The sequence below is a fragment of the Flavobacterium sp. ASV13 genome, assembly GCF_000745775.1.
In the GTDB taxonomy this organism is placed as follows: domain Bacteria; phylum Bacteroidota; class Bacteroidia; order Flavobacteriales; family Flavobacteriaceae; genus Flavobacterium.
This window is the reverse complement of the sequence record NZ_KN050752.1, coordinates 456516-479705: the sequence shown is the minus strand read 5'-3', so window position 1 is coordinate 479705 and position 23190 is coordinate 456516. Positions and strand designations below refer to the sequence as shown.

The following is a 23190-nucleotide window of genomic DNA, read 5'->3' as shown; positions in this document are numbered from 1 at the left end:
GTTTTTAATTGTTAGAATTTTAAAAGTTAATCATACCTATAATATAATGCGCAAAATCAGAATTTGATTCTTTGTTTTACAAATACAACATTTTGTTATATTATTCAATTTATTTACAAAAATTAAACAATTACCTTCGCTTTAAGATTACACTAATATTTTAAACAATCATGAATAGCGAAATTTTACAATCGGATATTATTTTAGAAAACGAAAAAGTACTATTAATTCCATTTGGAAGTGAAAGAAATTCAGAACTTAGAGAAATTATTTTTGATGATGAAATCTGGAAATATATGGGAATGTACATTCGAAATGATCAAGATTTCGAAAACTATATTCAAAATACCTTAAAACAAAAAGCAGACGGAATTTGTTATCCGTTTTTAATAATCGACAAAGTAACAAATAAAGTTGCAGGAAGCACACGTTACGGATATCTAAATCATGCGAGTCAAAAATGCGAAATTGGCTGGACTTGGTACGGAAAAGAATTTCAGGGAACGGGCTTAAACAAAGCCTGCAAATTTGAGTTGCTGAATTTTGGTTTTGAAAAAATTCAATTTAGAAGAATACAATTCAGCGCGGATCTTGAAAATTTAAGATCACAGAAAGCTATTGAAAAATTAGGCGCTTTGAAAGAAGGGATTTTTAGAAATAATTATGTCGATTCTGAAGGAAAGAGTAAAGATGATGTTTATTATAGTATTATTTTGGAGGAATGGGAGAATACTAAAGCACAATATTTCTCTGAATTTAAATGATCATTTCAAAGAAAAACCCAGCCAAAAAAGCTGGGTTTAAAAATAAAAACGTATTCAAAACTAATTAACCTTCTCTAAATCTGTCAGCCTCCAAGATTGATCAAACAAGGCTGGTGTTGGCCCATAAAATCTTGCCAGTATTTCAAAATCTCCTTTTGGATCGGTTGGAACCCAATTGTTTTCTCCTTCCGGAGGTGGTTTTGGCCCAAAGTATAAAGTTACTGTTCCATCACTATTCTTTTTAATACCAGGTGTTTGAGACGAACGTCCAGCCCATTTCATATCTCTAATAAATGTATGCGTCTCTCGATTATAAACCGTCATTGACCAATATTGTTTTACAGGTACGTTTGCAGGCACAGTTAAACGATACGAAGTATCACCTTTAAGTAAATTACCATCTTTATCCTTTAAAGTCATAAGATAATATTGTGATTCTCCTAAGTGTTTGGCACTAAAAAAAGCAATCATATAACAAACCGCACGGTTGTCGATTGGATAAATTTCTTTGATCTGGAAAGAGTTTTTCACACTCGTTATGTTTTCTTTATCTGCTGGGAAAAACCAATTGGTCCCTTCATAAAAAGGTTTAGTTTTTTCATAATTATATATAAGCCAATCTCTGGCTTCATTTACTGCGGCTTTAAATATTTCTTTGGTTTTTGCATCAGGGCTAAAATTCTTTCCTCTTTCAATCCCAATAGTTCTTAACGGATCAATCATTGCTCTGTCACGCTCCAAAAAAGGTTCTTGCTGCACAATTTCGTTTAGTGTCGCATAGAAGCTATCGTCATATTTAATAGAAGAATCATAAACTGCTTTTGTAGCATCTACAAATATTGTTTGTGGAGCATTTGAAGCTTCAGAATAAAGATATAATTTTACTCTTTTGCTATAATCGACAGCTGCTTTTACATCTTCAGGACTTCCGCTTTTCAGTACAGAACGCAAAAGTGCATAACCACGATATGTATCAGACTGCATTATAAAATATCCAGCTGGAATTTTACTTTTGTCGTAACCGGGAGGCAGAATAATATATTTTCCACCTTTTCCTTTATCCAATCCACCTGGTCCAACATCTTCGATTGCTGCTTGCCAATAATTCATTACACTGCCATTAAAAACACCATTATCCGCGGGAGGAATTTCTAATACAACCGGGCCCTTTTCTGTATTAAAAAAAGGCATCAGATAAATAACATCTGGATTTGGAGTTAGTGTCTGGTTTTTCCAACTTAATAAACCCGGCCAGTATACAATCTGATTATACGCACCGTTTTGTTTTTCCATTTCTTTGTACATTAGTTGGAAATTAACTGCCGGAATTCCCCAAATAGCAGCATCAACAGCTCTTTGATATAGTATTTTCTCTTTTATATTTTCTGGTTTAAAAGCAGTTTTTGAATCAACAGTGGACTGATTCGCTGTTGTTTCTGTTGTATTTTCTTTTTTACAAGCAGTTATGATAAACAGCAATAAAAACAAGTAACAAATGTATTTTTTCATGGCAGGGGAATTAAATCGATTAAACAAAAAATTCTACCCCAAAATTAACTTACCGTAAGAAAACTAAACTTCTTTCAACCTTCTATTATGTTTCACTTTCTAAAATGAAACCACTTTTAGTTTTTTTATGCCACATACTGTTCAATCAATTTAGATTAACTTTGAAACAAAAAGATAATCAGCAATTTTAAAGTTTGGTACTTCGTAAATGAAATTATATTCTGAATACTATGTTTCTAATAAATCGGAAAGATTCGTCAATAAAATTTGGTGTCTTGACAACAGCATCGGCGAAAGCCTCATTGAAAACAAACTCGTTTTACCAAATGGCTGTTTTAATCTAGCAATAGTTTCTGGAAATACCATTGAAGTTCATACAAGCAAACAGAAATATGAAATGAACGAAGGCATTTATTTCTGTTCTCAAATGACCAATAAAGTTCTGGTCAATATTCAGCCGAAAACTAAAGTTACTATTATTCAGCTTCACGCCTGGACGATTTCGATGTTTCCTAAATATGATTTGAGCAATTTTGTTGATTCAATTATTAAAATTGATGCTGCAGAATTGCCTTTTCAGATTCATATTGATTCGGATATAGAAACTTTATTAGGTAAAATAAACTCTTATTTTGAAGAACTGAACAATTCAAATCCGAATCAAAATACGGTTGAAAAAATCTGTGAAATAATCCGAATGCAGGAAGAAGAAATTTCAGTTTCGGACATTTCCAAAAAGATAAAATCTTCACAACGTCTTCTTCAAATTAAATTTAAAACGGCAACCGGGCTTACTATTAAAAAATACATTCAGATTTTGAAATTCAGAAAATCGGTCGATCAAATGATTTCTACCAATTTAGAGAAAATGAGTCTCACCGATATTGCACTCTACAATAAATATTTTGATCAATCTCATTTTATCCGAAAGTTTAAAGACGTAACAAAAGCAAGCCCAAAAACATTCAATCCCAATTCTTATTTTCTTTCTGAAAAAAGATAATATTTCGCTTTTGTACAATTTCCCTATTTTTGATTGTAGTATTCTTGCAAAATCATTAATCATCAATCAATTATCAAAATGAAAACCATCAATTTTATTGCTTTCCAATTAAAAATCATTTTATTGGGAATCGCATTATTCTGTAATCAAAGTATTTATTCGCAGGAAGAAAAAAACTCAGAACTGTACAAAACCATTATGTCACGCGACAGCCTTCTTTTTAATGTCGGTTTTAATACTTGTGATATTAGCCAGTTTGAAAATTTATACAGCGATCAATTCGAATTTTATCATGATAAAGACGGAACTTCAAACAAAACGGAATTTTTGCAAAGCTTCAAAAATGGTTTATGTGGCTCACCAGCAACCTATAAATGCAGACGAGAATTAGTTGACGGAAGCACCAAAATTTTTCCGATGTATAAAAAAGGTGTTTTATACGCTGCTATTCAAACTGGAATTCATCAATTTTATGAAAATGTAGCCGCTAAAAATGAATCTTTAAAATCTGAAAACGAAAAATTAGTTGGTAAAGCAAGGTTTACGCATGTTTGGGTTTTAGAAAATAATGTTTGGAGATTAAAAAGATCTTTGAGCTACGATCATAATGCTGTAAATGAAGCTGAAAAAACAAATCTTTTTGACAACGAGCAGGAAACAGAAAAATGGCTGAAAGAGAATAATATTCCAACTTTAGGGCTCGGAATTATTTCGGAAGGAAAACTGAAACAAATTAAAGTTTATGGCGAACTTAAAAAAGGAGTTGCCGCACCATATAATACCATTTGGAATGTAGCTTCACTAACAAAACCAGTTACAGCAATTGTAGCATTAAAATTAGTAAGCCAAGGAAAATGGGATTTAGATGAGCCTTTATATAAATACTGGACTGATCCTGATATTGCAAATGATCCGAATCATAAATTACTGACTACGCGAATTGTTTTAAGTCATCAAACTGGTTTTCCAAATTGGCGTTATATGAATAAATCCGGAAAATTGGATTTTAAATTCAAACCCGGAACTCAATATCAATATTCTGGCGAGGGAATGGAATATTTGAGAAAAGCTTTGGAGAAAAAATTCCACAAAACTCTCAATCAGTTAGCTTCAGAATTAATTTTTGAACCACTGAAAATGAACGACACACAATATATCTGGAACGATAAAGTAGATTTTTCAAGATATGCTATCAATTATGACAAAAACGGAAATGCATACGAACCTGTAAAAAACAAAACCGCAAACGCTGCCGACGATTTATTGACCACAATTCAGGATTATGGAACTTTTTTATGCAGTGTAATGAATGGCGATGGCTTGAGCAAAAAAGTTTATGAGGAAATGAATTCGCATCAGGTAAAACAAACAAAGGCTGACAAATATTTTGGATTGGGTTTTGAAATTTACGATTTAGGAAATGAAAATTACGCGTTATCGCACGGTGGCGCTGATCAAGGTGTACAAACGCTATTTTTTCTTTTTCCAAAAACAAAACAAGGCTTGATTATTTTTACCAATGTTGATGATGGATATAAAGCTTATACGAAGCTTATGGAACATTTTTTAGGAGAAAATGGAAAAAAATTGATTGAAATTGAAACCAAACGATAATTCAGTCGTCTAACAATTAGAACACGATAATTTATTTCGGTATTTTTATACTAAAATACTGATTGTACAATTGTTATGACGTTTCAATCATCAATCAAAAAACAAATTATTTTCATTAATCCTAAAACCATAATCATCAATCGTTATGAAAAAGTCAATCAAACCAATTGCCCTCTGTGCAATATTATTTCTTTTTACCATTACAACTTTCGCTCAGGAAAAAGCCAAACAAATTGAGCAGCTTTTGAGCAAATACAACGAATATGGACAATTTAACGGATCAGCTTTAGTGGCTGAAAACGGAAAAGTAATTTTCAAAAAAGGTTTTGGCTCGGCTAATTTTGAATGGAATATTCCCAATCAACCCGATACTAAATTTAGATTAGGTTCCATTACTAAACAATTCACAGCGCTTTTAATTGTGAAATTGGCCGAAGAAGGAAAAATAAAATTAGATGTTCCAATTACTACTTATTTGCCTGATTATCCAAAAGAAAATGGAGATAAAATAACGATTCATAATCTCTTGACACATACATCTGGAATTCCTAATTACACAAGTGTACCAAACTTTATGCGAGAGAAAGCCCGAAATTCGTATACACCTGAAGCATTTGTAAAAACGTTTTCAAGTCTTCCGCTGGAATTTACGCCAGGCGAAAAATTCAATTACAGCAATTCGGGTTATTTTCTACTGGGTTATATTATCGAAAAAATCACAGGAAAAACATACGAGCAATATTTACAAGAAGTTATACTTACACCTCTAAAAATGACTAATACTGGTTTTGATCACAGCGAAATCATCATAAAAAACAGAGCGGCAGGTTATGAAAAAGAGGGAAAAATTTTAAGCAACGCTTCTTTTATCGATATGAGCATTCCGTATGCGGCAGGATCTTTATATTCAACAGTTGAAGATTTATATTTATGGGATCAGGCGCTTTATACAAATAAATTGCTTTCAGAAAAGTCAATGGAATTGCTATTCAAACCTTATATTAAAGCTTGGGATGGTTCATACGGATATGGCTGGGGCGTTGAAGAAACTACAATTGGTGATAAAAAACTAAAAATTATAGAACACGGCGGCGGAATTAACGGATTTAACACTATTATTTCAAGAATTCCTGCTGATAAGGTTTTAGTTGTTTTATTGAATAATACAGGCGGAACTGTTTTGGGCGAAATGAATAATTCAATTAGAGCTATTTTGTACAAACAGCCTTATAATCAAGCAAAAAGATCACTGGCACTTGATTTATTAGATGCCTATTCACAAAAAGGTGTTGCAGCAGGAAATGAAATTTACAAAAAGTTAAAAAGTGACCCAACTTACGCCATTAAAGAAGGCGATATGAACCGAGTTGGATATCAATTATTGCAAACTGGAAAAAAGAAAGAAGCGATTGAAGTTTTCAAAATCAATGTAGAAGCTTTTCCAAAATCAGGAAATACTTATGACAGTCTGGGTGAAGCTTATTTAGCTGATGGCAATAAACAGCTGGCAATTGAAAATTATACAAAATCGGTTGAGCTTGATCCTGGTAATGAAGGCGGTAAAAAAGTTTTGGCTGAACTTTCGAAAAAATAAGCGAAATCATAAATTCAAAAACTCCGACAAGGCAGCTTCAAACTGCTTTATCGGAGTTTTTTGTTATAACTTATAACATTCCTATTCGATGATTTATCATAAAAAATACTATTTTAGCTCTTCCCAAAAACAGCTAAATAACCTATGAAAAATCTAAAAAAGTATAGTCTTTTGACTGCCTTGTTTTGTTTGTTTGTTTCCTCAAAATGCGTATCGCAAAACAATCCACCACCTCCGGCAATGCCAACACAGCAAAACAAAATCATCGTCGATAAAATTGTCGAAGCGGTACATTACAAAACTTATGTAATTGATTTTTGTCTGACTAAAATTAATGAGGCTTCCGCCAAAGAAGGCTGGAACGAACAAAAATCGATGGAAATTACCCAAAGCATCAATTATAAAAATTTCAGAGACGCCATTTATAATTCTTTTGCTTTTTATGATGAAGTAGAATTAGAAACGCTGCTGAAAGCGTACGAAAAAGATACTGCCTACCAAACCAAAAATGTAATGCTTGCGAATAAAGCGCTTGCAAATAATTTGAACATTTTTGCAAATGATATTGTTTTAGGGAAGTATATTTCTAAATAAGGTTCAAAGGCACAAAGTTGCAAAGGTTCAAAGGTTTTTCTTTTAAAACCTTTGAACCTTTTTATTTTAATAAAGTTGAAAGGTTTAAATATTGGTTGTATGCAAATAACCTTCTATTGCTTTTACCAAAAACAAAAGAATACCAAAAATCGGGATAATCAAAAAATAATAGGCTCCACTAATTTCACTTTTCTTTTCTTTAAATACTTCGGTATTTGACAAATTATCATGCCAGCTGGCATTAAACAAAAAAGAAACTCCGTCAAAAGGAATGTTTCGGCATAAAGTTCTTAAAAGCACATGAGAATTAGCCGGAACTAAACCTTCACTGTTGACCAATCTGCTTTGGGTTAAAAATTTTCCTGGTGTTGCGCTAAAAAGCTTTTCAAATATATAATAGTAAACAAAGCTGAATACTGGAAAAACAATTAGTAAAAAAAATCGATCAGCATGATCTCCTCTCACTATTCCGAAATAAGAATTGACAAATTCAAAAGACAAAATTCCCATGAAAAGTTGGTATCCAATCAGCAAGAAAATTAAATTATCAATTATAAAATGAACCAAACGTTCCCAATTTCCGGTCTTAAAATAATAAACTTCCGTTGATTCTGTATAAGCAACAGTTTCAAAATCTAATGATTGTTGGTCGCTCATGTATTTTAAGCTTTTATATAAAACATAAAGCACAAAAAAAGTTATTACATAAGAAATGGCAATGCCTGCATAACTCTTTACTTCAATTCCCTCGAATCTATTTAAAATAAAAATAAACTGAACAACAACACCAAAACAAAGCTGTACAAATAATGTAGCAAAACTAAAGCGCAAAAGACGTGTTTCTTTACCTTTTGAAAAATAATAAGCAATCACACCAACAAACAATAAAAAATTAAAAAATAATCGCAAGGTTCTAGCTTCAATCCAACCTACATCAATCCAGCCTGCGATACTATAATTGAAAAAACTTAAAACATAATACAAGTTCGAATTATAGTCATTATAAAAAGCCGTAAAAAAACTAACAATGGAAAGGAACAAAGCAAAAGCAATAATTTTTTTATACATAGAGTTGGGGTTTTATTTCAATTAATAATTTTTTAAGTTGTCTATATCTTTGGTTTCAAAACCAATTTCGTCGAAGTTTTTACAATTTCTTCCTTATTCAATCTCATTTTCCTGAATTTACCTTCATTGTACATTTCTGCCTGATCGTGATAATGTTTGCCTTCTTCATTAAAACCGTTCATCTAATCTCAAAACTGCGTTTGTATTGATTACCTTTTTGCCGTCTAAAACCTGATTTCTTTCATTTACAAAACTTTCAAAAGAGTATCCAAAATTTTGCTTTTTCTCCTCTTGTATTCCAAGCAAATGAAATCCTAACCAAAGAATAAGATATATTGGAATAAGTAAAAAAAATATTTTTCCATTCAGTCCCGTTTGCTTTTCTTTATAAACCTGAGTATGAGAGATTGAATCATGCCAATTTACATTAAATAAAAAAGAAATCGAATCGAAAGGAATATATCTCGATAGCGTTCTTTTGAACACAAAATTATTTTCTGGCTTTAAACCTTGATTATCAACAACTCTACTTTCTGTTAAAAATTTTCCTGGTGTTGCACTGAAAAGAGTTTCAAAAACAAAATAAAAAACAAATCGAAAAATAATCAACATTATCCAAATTGTATTTTGTCTTCCTAATATATTTTCAATTATTCCAAACGAACCATTAAAATATATCATTCGTGTTCCATCTAAAAAATTAAACGTAAAAACAACAAAAATTACATTATCTATTATAAAATGCAATAAACGTTGCCACTTACTGCTTTTAAAAGAAGAGCCTTTTTCTGATTCTGTAAGTTTTAAATTCTCATATTCTACTATCTTTAATTCATTCATGTATTTTATGCTTTTGTATAAAAAATAAAGCAAACAAATACTTAATAACAATGAAAAAAATACCCAAAAATAAAATGTTCCAAAATCTCTATAAATTACATAAATACGACAAACTTCATCTAATGCAAAAAAACATTTATTTATAAAAATTATTGAAAAAATAAACCTTAAAAGACGTTCTTCTTTCTCATTAGATTTAAAAAATAAAATAGCACTTGCAAATAAAAGACTATTGAAAAGCAATGCTATTGTTAAGCTGTGTTCCATTTCATTGATTTTGAAATGACCACCCAAGCTCGGGAAAATGTACGAAGTAAATACTCTCAAAATACTAAATACTATATCGCCAATACCCGTAAGTGGTAAAATTCCAATTAGAAGACTTAAAACAGAAACAAATAAAGAAAAAGCAATAATTTTTTTATCCATGAAATTGGTTTTAAAAAAAGTGTAAATAAAATTTATTTTAATGAGTATTATTTCTTTGGTTTCAAAACCAATTTCGTCGAAGTTTTCACAATCTCATCCTTATTCAATTTCATTTTTCTGAATTTACCTTCATTGTACATTTGTGCCTGATCGTGATAATGTTTACTGAACGGATTTCCGGATTGTCCGGTTGGTAAAATGCTCCAACTGTTTTCAACATCAGAGAAATCAACAATTCTTCTGGTTGAAGGTCCGCCTTTTACGTAATATTTGCCTTCTTCGTTAAAGCCAAAAAATAAATTATTAATCACTTCATTTGATCCTGGCGATGCAAAAGGTCCAACATTAAATAATTTTCGTAACGCTGCCACTTTTCCTAACGGATGTTCATGCTCAACGGTGTGAACTTTGCCCCAATTCCAATCTGAAATCGTAGTTCCTAATTGTTTTTGAAGTGCTGTAACTGCTTCATGAAACGATTTTGAAACAATATCTTTTCTCGTTTCTTTTACATTTTTGGTTTTGATATTATCCCACCAAACCGAATTTTCATTTGCAACTTGTCTGGCAATAACTTGTTTACCAATGTGAGTTCCTAAAAACAAATCAAAATTGTCTTTTCCCATTTCATCTTCAAAAGTATTTTTCATGTACAGATAAATCCATTTGTTGTAAATCGTTGGCGCATCATCTTCGAGATTTGTTGTTCCTTTCCAAGATTTTAAAACAGTAATCACTTGTTTTTCTTCTGATGAAAGCGCTTTATTATCTAAATTCGAAATCAAACTTTGAGTAGTTCCCGGAGCAATTGGCGATGTATTATCATAAATCATTTTACTGATTGCTTCTTTATCCCAATCTGATTTGGCGTCCATTAAACCTGAAATTCTTTTCGCGCGATCTTCCGGCAAATAATAACCTGGATACAAATAACCATCTATGGATTCTGGTTGATTATTAGCCGAATAAACATAACCCCATTTCGGGTTTTCAGAAGATGGATTTTTTGAAAAATCCAGATATTCTTTAATATCATCTTTTCCACTTGCGCCATCCAAAATCAGGAAAGTATTCACACCTTTGTCGTGTTTATACAATTTTCCTGTTGCCCACCAAGCTACATTTCCTTTGGCATCGCCATACATCACATTCAATCCCGGCGCTGCAACTAATTGAACTGCTTTTCTAAAATCATCTTTGTTTTTTGCATGCGAAAGTCCGTAAACTGCATCTAAAATTTGAATAGGTTCTCGGGTATACGTCCACGACATTGCAATAGGATTTTTTTTATCCAAACGCTCTAAAACATCATTCATAATTGGTCCATGACGGCTTGATTTTATAGTCATGACAACATCAGAAGTATCTTTGACTTTGATCGTTTTTTTTCTGACTTCATAAGTTGCGAAACCTGTCGGAGTTTGGTATTGATTATTGTCTCCCGATTTATTTTTCTCCTGATAAAAATCAATATCATCATTTTCAAACATTGTCAAACCGTAAGCATAATCGCGATTGTGCGCCAACAACGGAAACGGCGTTCCAGCCAAATAACAACCATACAATTCATGTTCAGGTGTAATCAAATGTGCTTCGTACCAAGTTGCAGGCTGTGAAAACCCAATGTGTGGATCATTGGCAAAAATCACTTTTCCACTTTTGGTTTTATGAGGTCCGGCTACCCAACTGTTGCTTCCAATAAATGGCGGAATTGGCGATTTGTCCAACAAATCCGCAACTGATTTTGAGATTGCTGTATATTCATCAATATTCTCTTTTGAACTTTTTAACTGAGTTGTATTGAATTCGCCTTCAATTCCTAAATCTTTCAAATATTCAACACCATATTTATTGCGAATTTCAGTTAATAACGGATCTGTTTTTTGAGCCATTGCAAAACTGAAAGACATATATCCGAAGATATTATAAACATCTTTTATAGTGAATTTTTCTTTTTTCACACCAACCAGAGTAAATTCTACTGGCGTAACGCCTTCATCCAAATATTGATTAATTCCATCCAAATAAGCCATCGTCAATTGATACGCCTGACTGTTTTTATCTAATTTGGAAATGGCTTTCGCCGAAGCTTCTTCAATACCAATTCCGGAGAAAAACTTATCATTTTTCAGCGCTACAGATCCGAAGATTTCAGATAAACGTCCCGGAGCGATTCTTCGAAGCAATTCCATTTGCCATAATCTTTCCTGCGCGTGAACATATCCAAACGCCGTCATCGCATCTTTTTCAGAATCGGCATAAATATGAGGAACTCCAAATTCATCAAAATAAACAGTCGTTTCTTTTTGAAGATTTTTCAATTCCAGCTCTCCTTCATACTTGGGTTTTAAATGAAAAATATAAGCGCATAAACCTATTCCTAAAACAACAATCAGGACAAATAAAACCAGCAGGAATTTCTTAAGTTTTTTCATATTCAAAAAAAGTGTTGCGATGTGATAATTAGTTAAAATGTAACGTAAAAACAAAATCATGTAAACGACTTTATTTTCTAAAGTCTAAATTTATATTTAAAATCGATACAATAAATGTCAATCTATAAAAAAATAGCAATCGGAGTAATTTCTCTGTTTATTATTGTGATTCTAGCCAATGTTGGTCTGAATTACTGGATCAAAAAACAGCTTCCGATTATCATTCACGAGAAAAACAAAACGGCATACAATATCAATTATGAAAAAATTGAAGTATCGCTTTTTTCTCGAAATATCTATGCTCAGACATTATTAGTAAGTCCGAAAAACGAGCCGAAAGACAGTAAAAACGGTCTTTTTTCTAAAATTGAATCGATTACGATAAAACATTTCAATATTTGGGATTTGGCTTTTCACGATATTATTCAGGCCGAAAGTATTATCATCAATAAACCTCGTGTGATTTTATATAAAAAAGGAGAAAAACTTTTGAATAACAGCAAAAGCATTGAAACTGAAATTGTGGCGCCTTTCAGAAAAATAATTGCGGTTTCGAACATTTATCTGAATGAGGGAACAATTGATGTTGTTTCGCTCGATACTGAAAAACCAATTTTCAGCGTTAAAAAAATCATTTTAAAATTGGAAGGAATTTTAATCACCGATGCAACTTTAAAAGAAAAAATTCCGCTTCAATATCAAAAATATGCTTTAATTATAGATAGTTTATTTTACAGACCAAGTGCTTTCTATCATATAACTATTGGAAAAATAAGCACGGAGAAAAACTTTCTAAAAATCAATAATTTTGCTAATCTCCCTCAGTTTGACCGACCTAATTTTGTAAAGCGATTAGAAAAAGAAAAGGATATTTATACCTTGAAATTCGATTCGGCTCAAATTGCAAAAATGGATTGGGGATTTAAAAATGACCGATTTTATTTTAAAGCAAATTCCCTTGTAATCCATCATTTTAACGCTAATATTTACCGGAGTAAAATCCCGAAAGACGATTTAAGCAAAAAATACCTTTACAATCATTTATTGCGAAACATAAAATTCCCGCTTCAAATTGACACTTTGCAGGTTTTGAAATCGAAACTGATTTATGAAGAAGAAATTGATTTTTCAAAAGGTCCAGGAGTTTTGACTTTTGATCAATTCAATTTGCAAGCGACGAATCTTCGAAGTGGTTTTGGATTAAAAAAAACGAACGATGTAAAAATCAAAGTGAAATGCATTTTCATGAAAAACTCTCCATTAGATGTAGATTGGAGTTTTAATGTTTTAGACAAAACCGATGGATTTCACATTCAGGGCATCATCTCAAATTTTGACGTTGTGGCAATGACAAGATTTACCAAACCTTACATGAACACCACTTTTACTGGAACTTTCAATAAATACCGATTTAATTTTTATGGAAATGATAATGTCTCAAAAGGAAACGCTTCATTAGATTATGATGATCTTAAAGTGAAACTTTACAAAAAGAAAAATCCAGAAAAAGAAGCGAAACTCAAAACGGCCGTCGCTAATTTATTAGTAAAAAACGATTCAAAAGACAAAGCCAAAACCGCCGATGTTGAAGTGGAAAGAATTCAGGAAAAATCATTCTACAATTTTTTATGGCGAAGTATTGCAGAATCTCTGAAGAAGATTTTAATATAATATTTTTCCGCCACAACTCGAGCGATAGTGAACAGGCGAAACAATTCACGAATTATTTTAATACATTTTTTAAATAAAATTCGTGAATTCGTGGCGGAAAAACTTTACCCACAAACCTGACAATTATCAGGTTTTAGGAAAATCCTTTTTTCAATATTTGTCTTTATTTTAATCTGAAAACTAATGACAAAAACACCCTTACATACTTTCCATATTCCGGTAATGGGACTTGCTTATACAATCGACAGCCCCATTCGCGTTGCACAATATGGAATTTCGTCTGTAATTGCGCTCGCCGACGATGATTTGATTGAAAAGATGCGTAATTTTTATAGCGCAAAATTCAATCTTCCGTATGAAGAAATTACACAAAAATTTCATGATTACCGCGCTGAAAGAATTACTTCGTATTTAAATTTAGTCGATAAAATTGTAAAAGAAAAATTCGAAAACTTTAAAACCGAATTAACTGAAAGCAAAACAGCATTGGAAAATTTCATGTCGATGTTGCCGAATACTTCTGACATTAAAAAAGGTTTTCAAAACTTATTAGACGACGGAATCGCTTTTAAAGAAAACATTCAACATTATATCGAATCGCATCTTTTTCCCGGAGAAATTGATGTCAACATTATGACAAAACTAGATAAAGATAATTTTGTCAAAAATGAACAGCTTTCAATTGAATTTAATGATGCTCATGCTGCTTTGCGAGGTTTTGCAAATAGCAATTTAGAATCTTCAGTTGTACTTTCTGCCGGAATGAATCCAAGATTGTTTGGTTATTTTGAAAACTTCAAAGATTTTTTCCCGAATGAAAACAACGAACTGAGAAAAAAAATCATTTTAAAAGTAAGTGATTTCAGATCGGCTATGATTCAGGGAAATTTCCTGGCCAAAAAAGGACTTTGGGTTTCCGAATATCGAATTGAGTCAGGATTGAATTGTGGCGGTCATGCCTTTGCAACTGACGGACTTTTATTAGGCACTATTTTAGAAGAATTCAAGCAAAAAAAAGAACAACTGACACAATCAGCCCACGATTTAATGATTAAAGCTTTACAGCTAAAAAATCAGCTTTTCCCTGAAAACCCTTTACCTTTAAAAATTACGGTACAAGGCGGCGTTGGAACAGCTGAAGAACATGAATTTTTATTAAACAAATATAATGTAGATGCTGTTGGATGGGGTTCTCCATTTTTATTGGTTCCAGAAGCCACTTCTGTAGATAAAGAAACTCGTAATTTATTAATGAATGCAAAGGAAAATGATTTTTATCTGAGTAATATTTCACCTTTGGGAGTTCCGTTTAATACTCTGAAAGGAACAACAAATGAATTTTTGAAACAAAAACGCATTCAGGAAAATAAAGCCGGAAGTTCGTGTCCAAAGAAATTTTTAGCATTAAGCAAAGAATACGATCCACACGGAATTTGTACGGCATCAAAAAAATATCAGGATATAAAACTGGAAGAACTCGAAAGTAAAAAAGATTCTTTATGCGATTTAGAATTTGAAAAAAGCAAAATCAAAATCACCGAAAAATCATGTTTGTGTGTTGGTTTGGCAAATGCCTCTTATCTTGAAAATGATATTAAAATAAAAGGGCAATCGCAAGGTGTTGTCATTTGTCCCGGACCAAATTTGGCTTATTTTGATCAAGAAGTTTCATTAAAAGAAATGCTTCAGCATATTTATCAGGGAAAATCAATTTTGAGAACAGATCGTCCTCATTTATTTGTGAAAGAATTAAAAATGTATGTTGATTATTTTAAAAACGAAATTGAATCTGTTTCTGAAGTTACTTCAAATCAGCTGAAAAAATGGAATTCTTTTAAAGCTAATATTTTGAAAGGAATTGAATATTATCAAAATCTATTTTCATCGACTTTATATTTTAAAAATGACGAAGAAAAAATTAAAAATCAATTCAATTTTTATAAATCAGAATTAAATGCCATTCAAATTCCAACATTGGAATTAGCATAAAACAAAACGCCGGTTTAGAAAAATCTAAATCGGCGTTCTTTTATTTATAGTATTTAAGATCTATTCTTTTTTCTTCTTGTTGCTGTCAATAATTGCGCCTGTACCCGCACCAACTCCAGCGCCGGCCAATCCTCCTATTATGGCACCTTCACCTTTTTTCTTACTTACAATAGCTCCAGTTGCGGCACCTACTCCAGCTCCAATTACTGCACCTTTAGCAGTAGAACTCCAGCCTTTCTTTTTTGCTGGCGCGGCAGTTGCTGTTCCATCATTTTCGTGAACCACAACAACTTTTTGTGCTTCTGCTTTTTGTTTCTCTTCTACCTTCGCCATCTCAGTCTTCATCGAATCGATAACACGCTGTTTGTTAATCTCAACTTTCATTGAATCAATACTGGCTTGTTTGGCTTTATTTAAATCTTCTTTGCTTTGATTTTGGCAAGAAGTTAAAAGTATTGCTGCTAATAAAATATATAAGCCTTTCATGATTGTAGTTTTTAAAATTATACACTACAAAATACGGAATATCTGCTATAATGTTTATTACAGAATTTTTCGGAAAGTTTATAAGATTAGAAGATTTTACGAAGTTTCTCGCAGGCTATCTCTAGATAATTAATGTTTTAATCTCGCAAAGTCGCGAAGACGCAAAGCTTTTTTTTAAAGTTACAGATTAAAAAGATTAAAACTTTGCGTCTTCGCGACTTTGCGAGATTATTTTTTTACTTCCCTAAAATTCCTTTTTTCAGAATTTGTCCAAAGTCATACATATCTTCATATGAAGAATACAAAGGAACTGGTGCAAGACGAATAACGTTTGGTTCACGCCAATCTGTAATCACACCGTTTTTCATTAAATAATCAAATAAGCTTCGTCCTTGCCCATGAAGAAAAACTGATAATTGCGAAGCTCTTTCTTCTGGATTTGTTGGCGTAATAATTTCAAAAGTACTTTCTACTTCTTTATCAATTTCATGAAGAATAAATTCCAAATAAGAGGTAATATGATCTCGTTTTGCAATTAAAGTATCCATTCCAACCTCAGCAAACATTTCTACTGAAGCCAAATAAGGCGCTAAAGACAAAACTGGTAAATTACTAATCTGCCATCCATCTGCTCCATGAACTGGGTCAAAATTTGGTTCCATTTTGAAACGGCGTTCTTTGTTATGTCCCCACCATCCAGCAAATCTTGGTAAATCTGAATTATGATGTTTTTCGTGAACAAAACAACCAGAAGCATTTCCTGGTCCTGAATTCATATATTTATAACTGCACCATGCAGCAAAATCAACATTCCAATCGTGAAGTTCTAATTTGATATTTCCGGCAGCATGCGCTAAATCCCAACCTACTTTTGCTCCGGCTTTTTGTCCGGCTGCTGTAATGGTTTTTATGTCAAAAACTTGTCCGGTATAATAATTAACTCCGCCAATTAAAACCAAAGCCAATTCATCTCCAACTTCTTCAATTTTTGCCAAAACATCTTCAAGACGAATATTGTGTTCACCTTCGCGACGCTTAATTTCTACAATCGCATCTTCTGGTTTGTATCCATGAAAATTCACCTGACTCTGAAACATATATTGATCAGACGGAAAAGCTTTTTCTTCACAGATAATTTTATAGCGTTTGCCTTTTGGCTGATAAAAAGAAACCATCAACAAATGAAGATTTACAGTCAAAGTATTCATAACCGTAACTTCTGATGGAAGCGCGCCCACAATTTTACTCAATGGTTCTGCAAATCTTTCCTGATAATCCCACCAAGGTTTTTCGGCATAGAAATGACCTTCAACAGCCAATTCTGCCCAGTCATTCATTACTTCATCAATGTAAGCTTTGGTACGTTTTGGTTGTAATCCTAATGAGTTACCGGTAAAATAGATAACTCGTTTATCATTTACTTTAGGAAAAATAAATTGTTCCTGATAGTGGTTTAATGTGTCTTTCGAATCTAGCCCTCGTGCAAATTCGCGTGTATTTTGAAAAGTCATTTTGTTTTGTTTTGGTTGCTAAAATAACAAATTTTGTTCATTTTGTTTCAGGTTTCAAGTTTCATGTTGATATGCTTTGTGTGATTTAACCGCAAAGTTCGCAAGGATTTTTGCTCAGTTTGCGTTCTTTTTCATTTAGCAAACACAAACTGAGCAAAAATCCTTGCGAACTTTGCGGTTAAATTTCATAACGGACGTCAAACTTGAAACCTGAAACTTGAAACCAATAAAAAACAGAAAACCCGACAAGCTCTAAAAAACTGTCGGGTTCTTATTTTAAAGATAAATTCTAATTAAAGAATTAACATCGCATCTCCGTAAGAATAGAATTTGTATCCTTCTTTGATCGCTTCGTCGTATGCTTTTTTCATTAAATCATGTCCACAGAAAGCAGAAATCATCATTAACAATGTTGATTTTGGTGTGTGGAAGTTTGTGATCATACAGTTTGCAATACTAAAATCGTGAGGAGGGAAAATAAATTTATTCGTCCATCCTTCGTAAGGATTTAAAGTATTCGCAGAAGAAACAGAACTTTCAATTGCACGCATAGAAGTTGTTCCTACTGCACAAATACGTTTTTTCTTTGCTTTAGCTTCGTTTACGATATCACAAGCTTGTTGATTAATAATCAATTCTTCTGAATCCATTTTGTGTTTAGATAAATCTTCAACCTCAACTGGATTGAAAGTTCCTAAACCAACGTGTAAAGTTACCTCAGCAAAATTTACTCCTTTGATTTCTAATTTTTTCAAAAGGTGTTTTGAAAAGTGCAAACCAGCAGTTGGCGCCGCAACAGCTCCTTCTTCTTTTGCGTAGATTGTTTGGTATCTTTCAGCATCTTCAGCAGTTACTTCTCTGTTGATGTATTTAGGAATTGGAGTTTCTCCAAGTTCTGTTAATTTATTTCTGAATTCTTCATAAGAACCATCGTATAAGAAACGTAAAGTTCTACCACGAGAAGTTGTATTGTCAATTACCTCAGCAACTAATGAATCATCGTCACCAAAATAAAGTTTATTACCAATACGGATTTTTCTAGCAGGATCTACTAAAACATCCCAAAGTCTTTGCTCAGAATTTAATTCTCTTAATAAGAAAACCTCAATTCTCGCTCCCGTTTTTTCTTTGTTTCCGTACAAACGCGCAGGGAAAACTTTTGTATTGTTAAGAATTAAAACGTCTCCGTCATCAAAATAGTTGATAACGTCTTTAAACATTTTATGCTCGATAGTGTTTTTTTTACGGTCAATTACCATTAAACGAGATTCATCTCTGTTTTCTGCTGGAAATTCAGCCAAAAGTTCTTTCGGTAAATTGAAATTGAAGTGTGATAATTTCATATTTGAAGTTAGATTTTAAAATATCAATCTTAGATTTTTTTATCTAAAATTTTAAATCGCTTGCAAATATACGATTGTGAAATAGGCGTTGTCAAGTGTTTTGGCTTTTATTTTCAAAAGTCCTTGATTTACTGATGTTTCGAGAACCATTAAAATTGTGTTTTTATTTACAAAAAACATTTTCAACATATTATTGTCATTTCGACGAAGGAGAAATCTCCGCAAGAAGCTCTACAAAGATTGGATTTTCGTTGCGGAGTTACTTGCGGAGATTTCTCCTTCGTCGAAATGACAAACTTTGCGAGCACAAACAAAACCAAGCATAAAAAAACCTCTGGTTTCAACCAGAGGCTATATTTTTTTGGGCAAAGAATATTTTTGACTATAATTCTGAGACCTGAAAATTTAACGCTTTTAAATCGTTCCAGAAATCTGGGTATGATTTTGAAACTACTCCTGCATCCTCAATAATAATAGGCACTTTAATTGCCAATGGTGCAAAAGCCATTGCCATTCGGTGATCATTATAAGTTCCGATTTTTATATCGTGATTGATATTATCAGATTTTACTAAAGTCAAACTGTCGTTTGTAACCGAAATATTCGCTCCTAATTTTGTCAACTCGATTCTTAAAGCTTCAAGTCTGTCTGTTTCTTTAATTTTTAAAGTATGAAGACCTGTTAAATGGCATCCAATTCCTAAACCTAAACAAGTTACTACGATTGTCTGTGCAATATCTGGAGTGTTGTTCAATTCAAAATTTACATCTTGATAATTAAAACCAGAAACTTTTTCCAAAGTCATTTTATTGTTTTCGAAAGTCGTTTTTACACCCATTTTTTCATAAAGAGAAACTAATTCTGAATCTCCTTGAAGGCTGTTTTCTTTGTAACTGCTCAAAGTTATTTTAGCAGATTCAGATAAAGCAACAAGACTAAAGAAATAAGAAGCTGAACTCCAATCTGATTCTACGACCATTTCTTTTGATTCAACAGATTCTTTAGGGAAAACTTTGATTACGTTTCCTTCAAAACTTGTTTTAATATCTAAATCCGTCAACAAAGCCAAAGTCATTTTGATATATGGAATCGAAGTAATCTCTCCTTCTAAAGTCAACTCTAAACCATTTTCAAGTTTTGAAGCTACCAATAAAAGTGCTGAGATGTATTGACTACTTACATTTGCTGCCAAAGTAACTTTTGAAGCCGTAACTTTTTTTCCTTTGATTCTAATTGGCGGATAACCTTCTTCTTTTTCATAAGAGATTTCAACTCCCAATTGTCTTAAGGTATCAACCAAAATTTTGATTGGGCGTTCCTGCATTCTGCTAGAACCTGTCATTACCACTTCTCTGCCTTCGTTTACAGCAAAATAAGCTGTCAAAAAACGCATTGCAGTTCCGGCGTGATGAATATCAACGATTTCATCATTTCCAATTAACGCTTTTTGCATTACTTCGCTGTCGTCTGAGTTTGAAGTATTAGCTAAAGTGATATTTGGAAATAAAGCTTTTAGTAACAATAAACGGTTCGTTTCGCTTTTAGAACCTGTGATATTTAGTTTCGAATCATCAATTGTGAATGGTGAATTCGTGCTTAATTTTAAATTCATGATATTAGTTATGAGTTGCGAATTATGAGAAACATAATTCGAGTGCGCAATTTAACACTCCTCGTTCGTAAATCAAAATTCACGCTGAAATTTCACAATTATTTCAATTTATCATTGTTTTTGTGACGATCTTTATCTCTAACCGATTTTAAATCCATTTTTTTGTCAAAAGCAGCTTGTAAATCGATTCCGGTTTGGTTTGCCAAACATAAAACCACAAAAACAACATCGGCTAATTCTTCGCCTAAATCTTTGTTTTTATCACTTTCTTTTTCAGATTGTTCTCCATAACGACGCGCAATAATTCGGGCAACTTCACCTACTTCTTCTGTAAGTTGCGCCATATTTGTCAATTCGTTAAAATATCGAACTCCGTGTTCTTTTATCCAGGTATCAACATCAAGTTGAGCATTTTTCAAATCCATTACTATATTTTTTTAAGGACAATTTTTTCATTTTGGCTGGCAATTACTTGTTGGAAAAGATTTTTTAATCCAAATATAATCGCCAGCTACAAAAATACTATTGTTAATTTCTTTTATACAGCTAATCTGAATTTTATTTTTGAAATTTGAAAGAATTAAAGTCTAAATGATTTCTTTGTTTTGTGCTTTTACTTTTGCTGTAAAAACAATAAGCAAAATTGCAATCGCTACACTTTTAACCTTCATTTTTTATATACGTTTTAAAACAATTTTTTCAGTTTCTTTCGCAATCATTGTTTTATAATATTCTTTCAGCATTTCGTATTTTTCTGCAGAAAAAATCGCCTCATTAATTTGATTTGAGATAATTACTTGCAAACTGTTTCCGCTCGCTGCAACATTAAATTTAAAACTTCCTGCATTGTCTTGCATATTTATAGCCGCAGGAGCCGGCAGAGTTTCAACGGCAAAACCATCAGGAATCTGAATTGTGATATTGAACTTATCCATTTGCGGAAATCCAAAATCAACCGGATATTCTCGTACGTCCTGTTTAAACGGATTTTTGTCATTTGTAAAAAACAGCATTGGACTAATATAAATTTTACCCCCAATAATTTCGCATAAATCATTTCCGGTAAAGGCATATGTTTCTATAGCAGGCAACAAAATATCTTTTTCGTTAGTTCGGCTATAATCACTAATCTCAATTTTTCCGCTTTTATTTTCTAATTTTTCAAGATAATCTTCTTCTTTAACACCATCAATTTTTTCTCTTGTAATCATTGCCATGTGATCTGTGTATTGTCTTTTGGTTTTTCCAGAAATTTTTCCATCAGCATCAATACTATAAATCATAAAAACAAAATCATTTGATGCTTTTTTAGGTGTCAGCTCAATCTCTTCAGAAGTACCATCTTTACGGATCAATCTTCCTGTCCAGTTAATGGTTCTAAAAGGAAGAATATTTGGTGTTGAAAATTTATTTGAAGCATCTAACAATAAATTTCCTTGCGGTGTTTCGACAGCAGCAACTACATAATCAAAAGCAGTTCTGTTAGGAAATAAAGCAATTCCGTTTTCACGTGTACTCAACAAAACCGGATTTGCAGTCAGACCTGCATAACGAAGCATTGAAGTCAGCATTAAATTGATGTCGCCAATATTTCCTGTTTTTTCTTTGTATGCTTTTTTAACTCCGTTATCGCAATCGTAACCAGTGTAACCGTTCCATTTTACACTAGATTTTACATGATTCAAAATCACCCAGATTTTTTCTTCAGGCGTATTTTTTCTGGCAAGAAGTGCTTTTAAATCATCTTCATAATATCCTGTTTTATTTAATTCAGGACCAAAAGTTTCATAATCATAAATTGTTTTCACTACCGATTCCCAATCTGTTGAATACATTTTCAGCTGTGAATTAGGATATTTTATCATCGCTAATTCATGTTGAACACTGGAAACATAATTGTCCATATTGTTTACAAAAGATTCCTCTTTTATAGCTGGAAAATCTTGTGCTACGTATGTCGTTCTTGTTTCTGTATAATCGTATTTGTCCGTTGAAAAATCAGTTCTGACCGGACCGCCAAATCTGCCGACATTTGATCGTTCTTTAGTTGTAATTATAATGGAACGTGGTCCTTTTTCAACTGACATTTTAGGAAAAACATAGCCTTTTTGTCTTGGATTAAACACGTAATACTCTGGAATATTAGTGCCAAATTCAGAATAATTTACCGGAATAGTTTCCTGAAAATTCCATTCTCTTATTATTCTGTCGCTCGGACTTTTGATGGTATATTTATATTCAATTACAGAACCTTCTTTTACATTAGGCATTGTAATTTTTTTCTGCGCTTTGAACTTGTTTAGCACTTCATCAAAAATCCCTTCAGGTTTTAATTTTGTTTTTTCGACTTTACCATTCACTAAATTATAAGTATAAGCATCTGAAAAAGTAACTTTTTCAACAAAGTTAGCTTGCTTATAATACCAAACCGCCTGATTCGCCCATTCATAACCTTCTTTTTTATAAACTTTTATTCGAACCTCAACATCGGCCATTGTAGCAAAACCTCCTTCACTTACATCGTACTCAATTCTGGTTCTTCCTCTTTTATATAAAATAGCGGCCGGCGCTGCTGAATCTTTTGGATGCACTTTTTGCTCTAATTCGGCAACAGATACTTTTCCTAATTTAAATTCTTGTGCTGTAGTTTTTGTAACGATTAACAGCACAATTGAAATACTGAAGATCTTGATTAATTTCATTTGGTAATTCTTTGGTTAGTTGGTTT

At 32.4% G+C, this 23190-nt stretch carries 18 protein-coding genes; 7 read left to right on the top strand and 11 right to left on the bottom strand.

Annotated features, from left to right (window positions below; all coding sequences use genetic code 11):
- Positions 1 to 170: 170 nt before the first annotated feature.
- Positions 171 to 764: a GNAT family N-acetyltransferase gene (locus GQ47_RS22650; RefSeq protein ID WP_035653437.1), complete on the top strand. Its 594-nt coding sequence runs from the start codon at positions 171 to 173 to the stop codon at positions 762 to 764.
- 60 nt (positions 765 to 824) lie between these two features.
- Here the strand turns inward: GQ47_RS22650 and GQ47_RS22645 are convergent, their stop codons facing one another.
- Entirely contained in the window at positions 825 to 2273 is a 1449-nt protein-coding gene (locus GQ47_RS22645) for a DUF1214 domain-containing protein (protein ID WP_035653434.1), read from the bottom strand.
- Positions 2274 to 2481: 208 nt separating this feature from the next.
- On the opposite strand from GQ47_RS22645, the gene GQ47_RS22640 reads away from it, so the two are divergent.
- From GQ47_RS22640 to GQ47_RS22625, 4 genes are all read left to right on the top strand, one after another.
- On the top strand, positions 2482 to 3276 hold the full coding sequence (locus GQ47_RS22640) for a helix-turn-helix domain-containing protein (protein WP_035653431.1): 795 nt from the start codon (positions 2482 to 2484) through the stop codon (positions 3274 to 3276).
- A 78-nt stretch (positions 3277 to 3354) separates the two neighbouring features.
- Positions 3355 to 4890 carry a serine hydrolase gene (locus GQ47_RS22635; RefSeq protein ID WP_035653428.1) on the top strand — a complete coding sequence of 512 codons (1536 nt, stop codon included), beginning with the start codon at positions 3355 to 3357 and terminating at the stop codon, positions 4888 to 4890.
- A gap of 145 nt (positions 4891 to 5035) precedes the next feature.
- Positions 5036 to 6484 carry a serine hydrolase domain-containing protein gene (locus GQ47_RS22630; protein WP_035653425.1) on the top strand — a complete coding sequence of 483 codons (1449 nt, stop codon included), beginning with the start codon at positions 5036 to 5038 and terminating at the stop codon, positions 6482 to 6484.
- Between the two features lie 144 nt (positions 6485 to 6628).
- Positions 6629 to 7078: a hypothetical protein gene (locus tag GQ47_RS22625; protein ID WP_035653422.1), complete on the top strand. Its 450-nt coding sequence runs from the start codon at positions 6629 to 6631 to the stop codon at positions 7076 to 7078.
- Positions 7079 to 7162: 84 nt separating this feature from the next.
- Here GQ47_RS22625 and GQ47_RS22620 read toward each other — a convergent pair whose 3' ends face one another.
- The 3 genes from GQ47_RS22620 to GQ47_RS22610 form a co-directional block, all read right to left on the bottom strand.
- The gene (locus GQ47_RS22620) at positions 7163 to 8146 is read right to left on the bottom strand and encodes an RDD family protein (protein WP_035653421.1); all 984 of its coding nucleotides are present in this window, start codon (positions 8144 to 8146) and stop codon (positions 7163 to 7165) included.
- A gap of 168 nt (positions 8147 to 8314) precedes the next feature.
- On the bottom strand, positions 8315 to 8986 hold the full coding sequence (locus GQ47_RS23880; RefSeq protein ID WP_371199661.1) for an RDD family protein: 672 nt from the start codon (positions 8984 to 8986) through the stop codon (positions 8315 to 8317).
- A 476-nt stretch (positions 8987 to 9462) separates the two neighbouring features.
- On the bottom strand, positions 9463 to 11850 hold the full coding sequence (locus tag GQ47_RS22610; protein ID WP_035653418.1) for a penicillin acylase family protein: 2388 nt from the start codon (positions 11848 to 11850) through the stop codon (positions 9463 to 9465).
- Positions 11851 to 11964: 114 nt separating this feature from the next.
- Here GQ47_RS22610 and GQ47_RS22605 point away from each other — a divergent pair, with 114 nt between their 5' ends.
- Positions 11965 to 13521 carry a hypothetical protein gene (locus tag GQ47_RS22605; protein ID WP_035653415.1) on the top strand — a complete coding sequence of 519 codons (1557 nt, stop codon included), beginning with the start codon at positions 11965 to 11967 and terminating at the stop codon, positions 13519 to 13521.
- Positions 13522 to 13704: 183 nt separating this feature from the next.
- Entirely contained in the window at positions 13705 to 15510 is a 1806-nt protein-coding gene (locus tag GQ47_RS22600) for a hypothetical protein (RefSeq protein ID WP_035653413.1), read from the top strand.
- Positions 15511 to 15570: 60 nt separating this feature from the next.
- On the opposite strand, the gene GQ47_RS22595 is transcribed toward GQ47_RS22600, so the two are convergent.
- The 7 genes from GQ47_RS22595 to GQ47_RS22570 all read right to left on the bottom strand — a co-directional run bounded on the left by GQ47_RS22595 (position 15571) and on the right by GQ47_RS22570 (position 23164).
- Positions 15571 to 15996, bottom strand: coding sequence for a YMGG-like glycine zipper-containing protein (locus GQ47_RS22595; RefSeq protein ID WP_035653411.1), 426 nt, complete (start codon positions 15994 to 15996; stop codon positions 15571 to 15573).
- Between the two features lie 236 nt (positions 15997 to 16232).
- Positions 16233 to 17507 (bottom strand): kynureninase, encoded by a 1275-nt coding sequence (kynU, locus tag GQ47_RS22590; RefSeq protein ID WP_035653409.1) that lies wholly within the window; start codon positions 17505 to 17507, stop codon positions 16233 to 16235.
- Positions 17508 to 17800: 293 nt separating this feature from the next.
- Complete coding sequence (gene queA / locus GQ47_RS22585; protein WP_035653407.1) at positions 17801 to 18850, bottom strand: tRNA preQ1(34) S-adenosylmethionine ribosyltransferase-isomerase QueA; 1050 nt, start codon at positions 18848 to 18850, stop codon at positions 17801 to 17803.
- Between the two features lie 51 nt (positions 18851 to 18901).
- Positions 18902 to 19039, bottom strand: coding sequence for a hypothetical protein (locus GQ47_RS23690; protein ID WP_193745241.1), 138 nt, complete (start codon positions 19037 to 19039; stop codon positions 18902 to 18904).
- Between the two features lie 193 nt (positions 19040 to 19232).
- Positions 19233 to 20462 carry a 3-phosphoshikimate 1-carboxyvinyltransferase gene (locus tag GQ47_RS22580; protein ID WP_035653405.1) on the bottom strand — a complete coding sequence of 410 codons (1230 nt, stop codon included), beginning with the start codon at positions 20460 to 20462 and terminating at the stop codon, positions 19233 to 19235.
- A gap of 98 nt (positions 20463 to 20560) precedes the next feature.
- Entirely contained in the window at positions 20561 to 20887 is a 327-nt protein-coding gene (locus tag GQ47_RS22575) for a nucleotide pyrophosphohydrolase (protein ID WP_012022600.1), read from the bottom strand.
- Positions 20888 to 21136: 249 nt separating this feature from the next.
- Entirely contained in the window at positions 21137 to 23164 is a 2028-nt protein-coding gene (locus tag GQ47_RS22570) for a DUF3857 domain-containing protein (protein ID WP_035653402.1), read from the bottom strand.
- Positions 23165 to 23190: the final 26 nt, after the last annotated feature.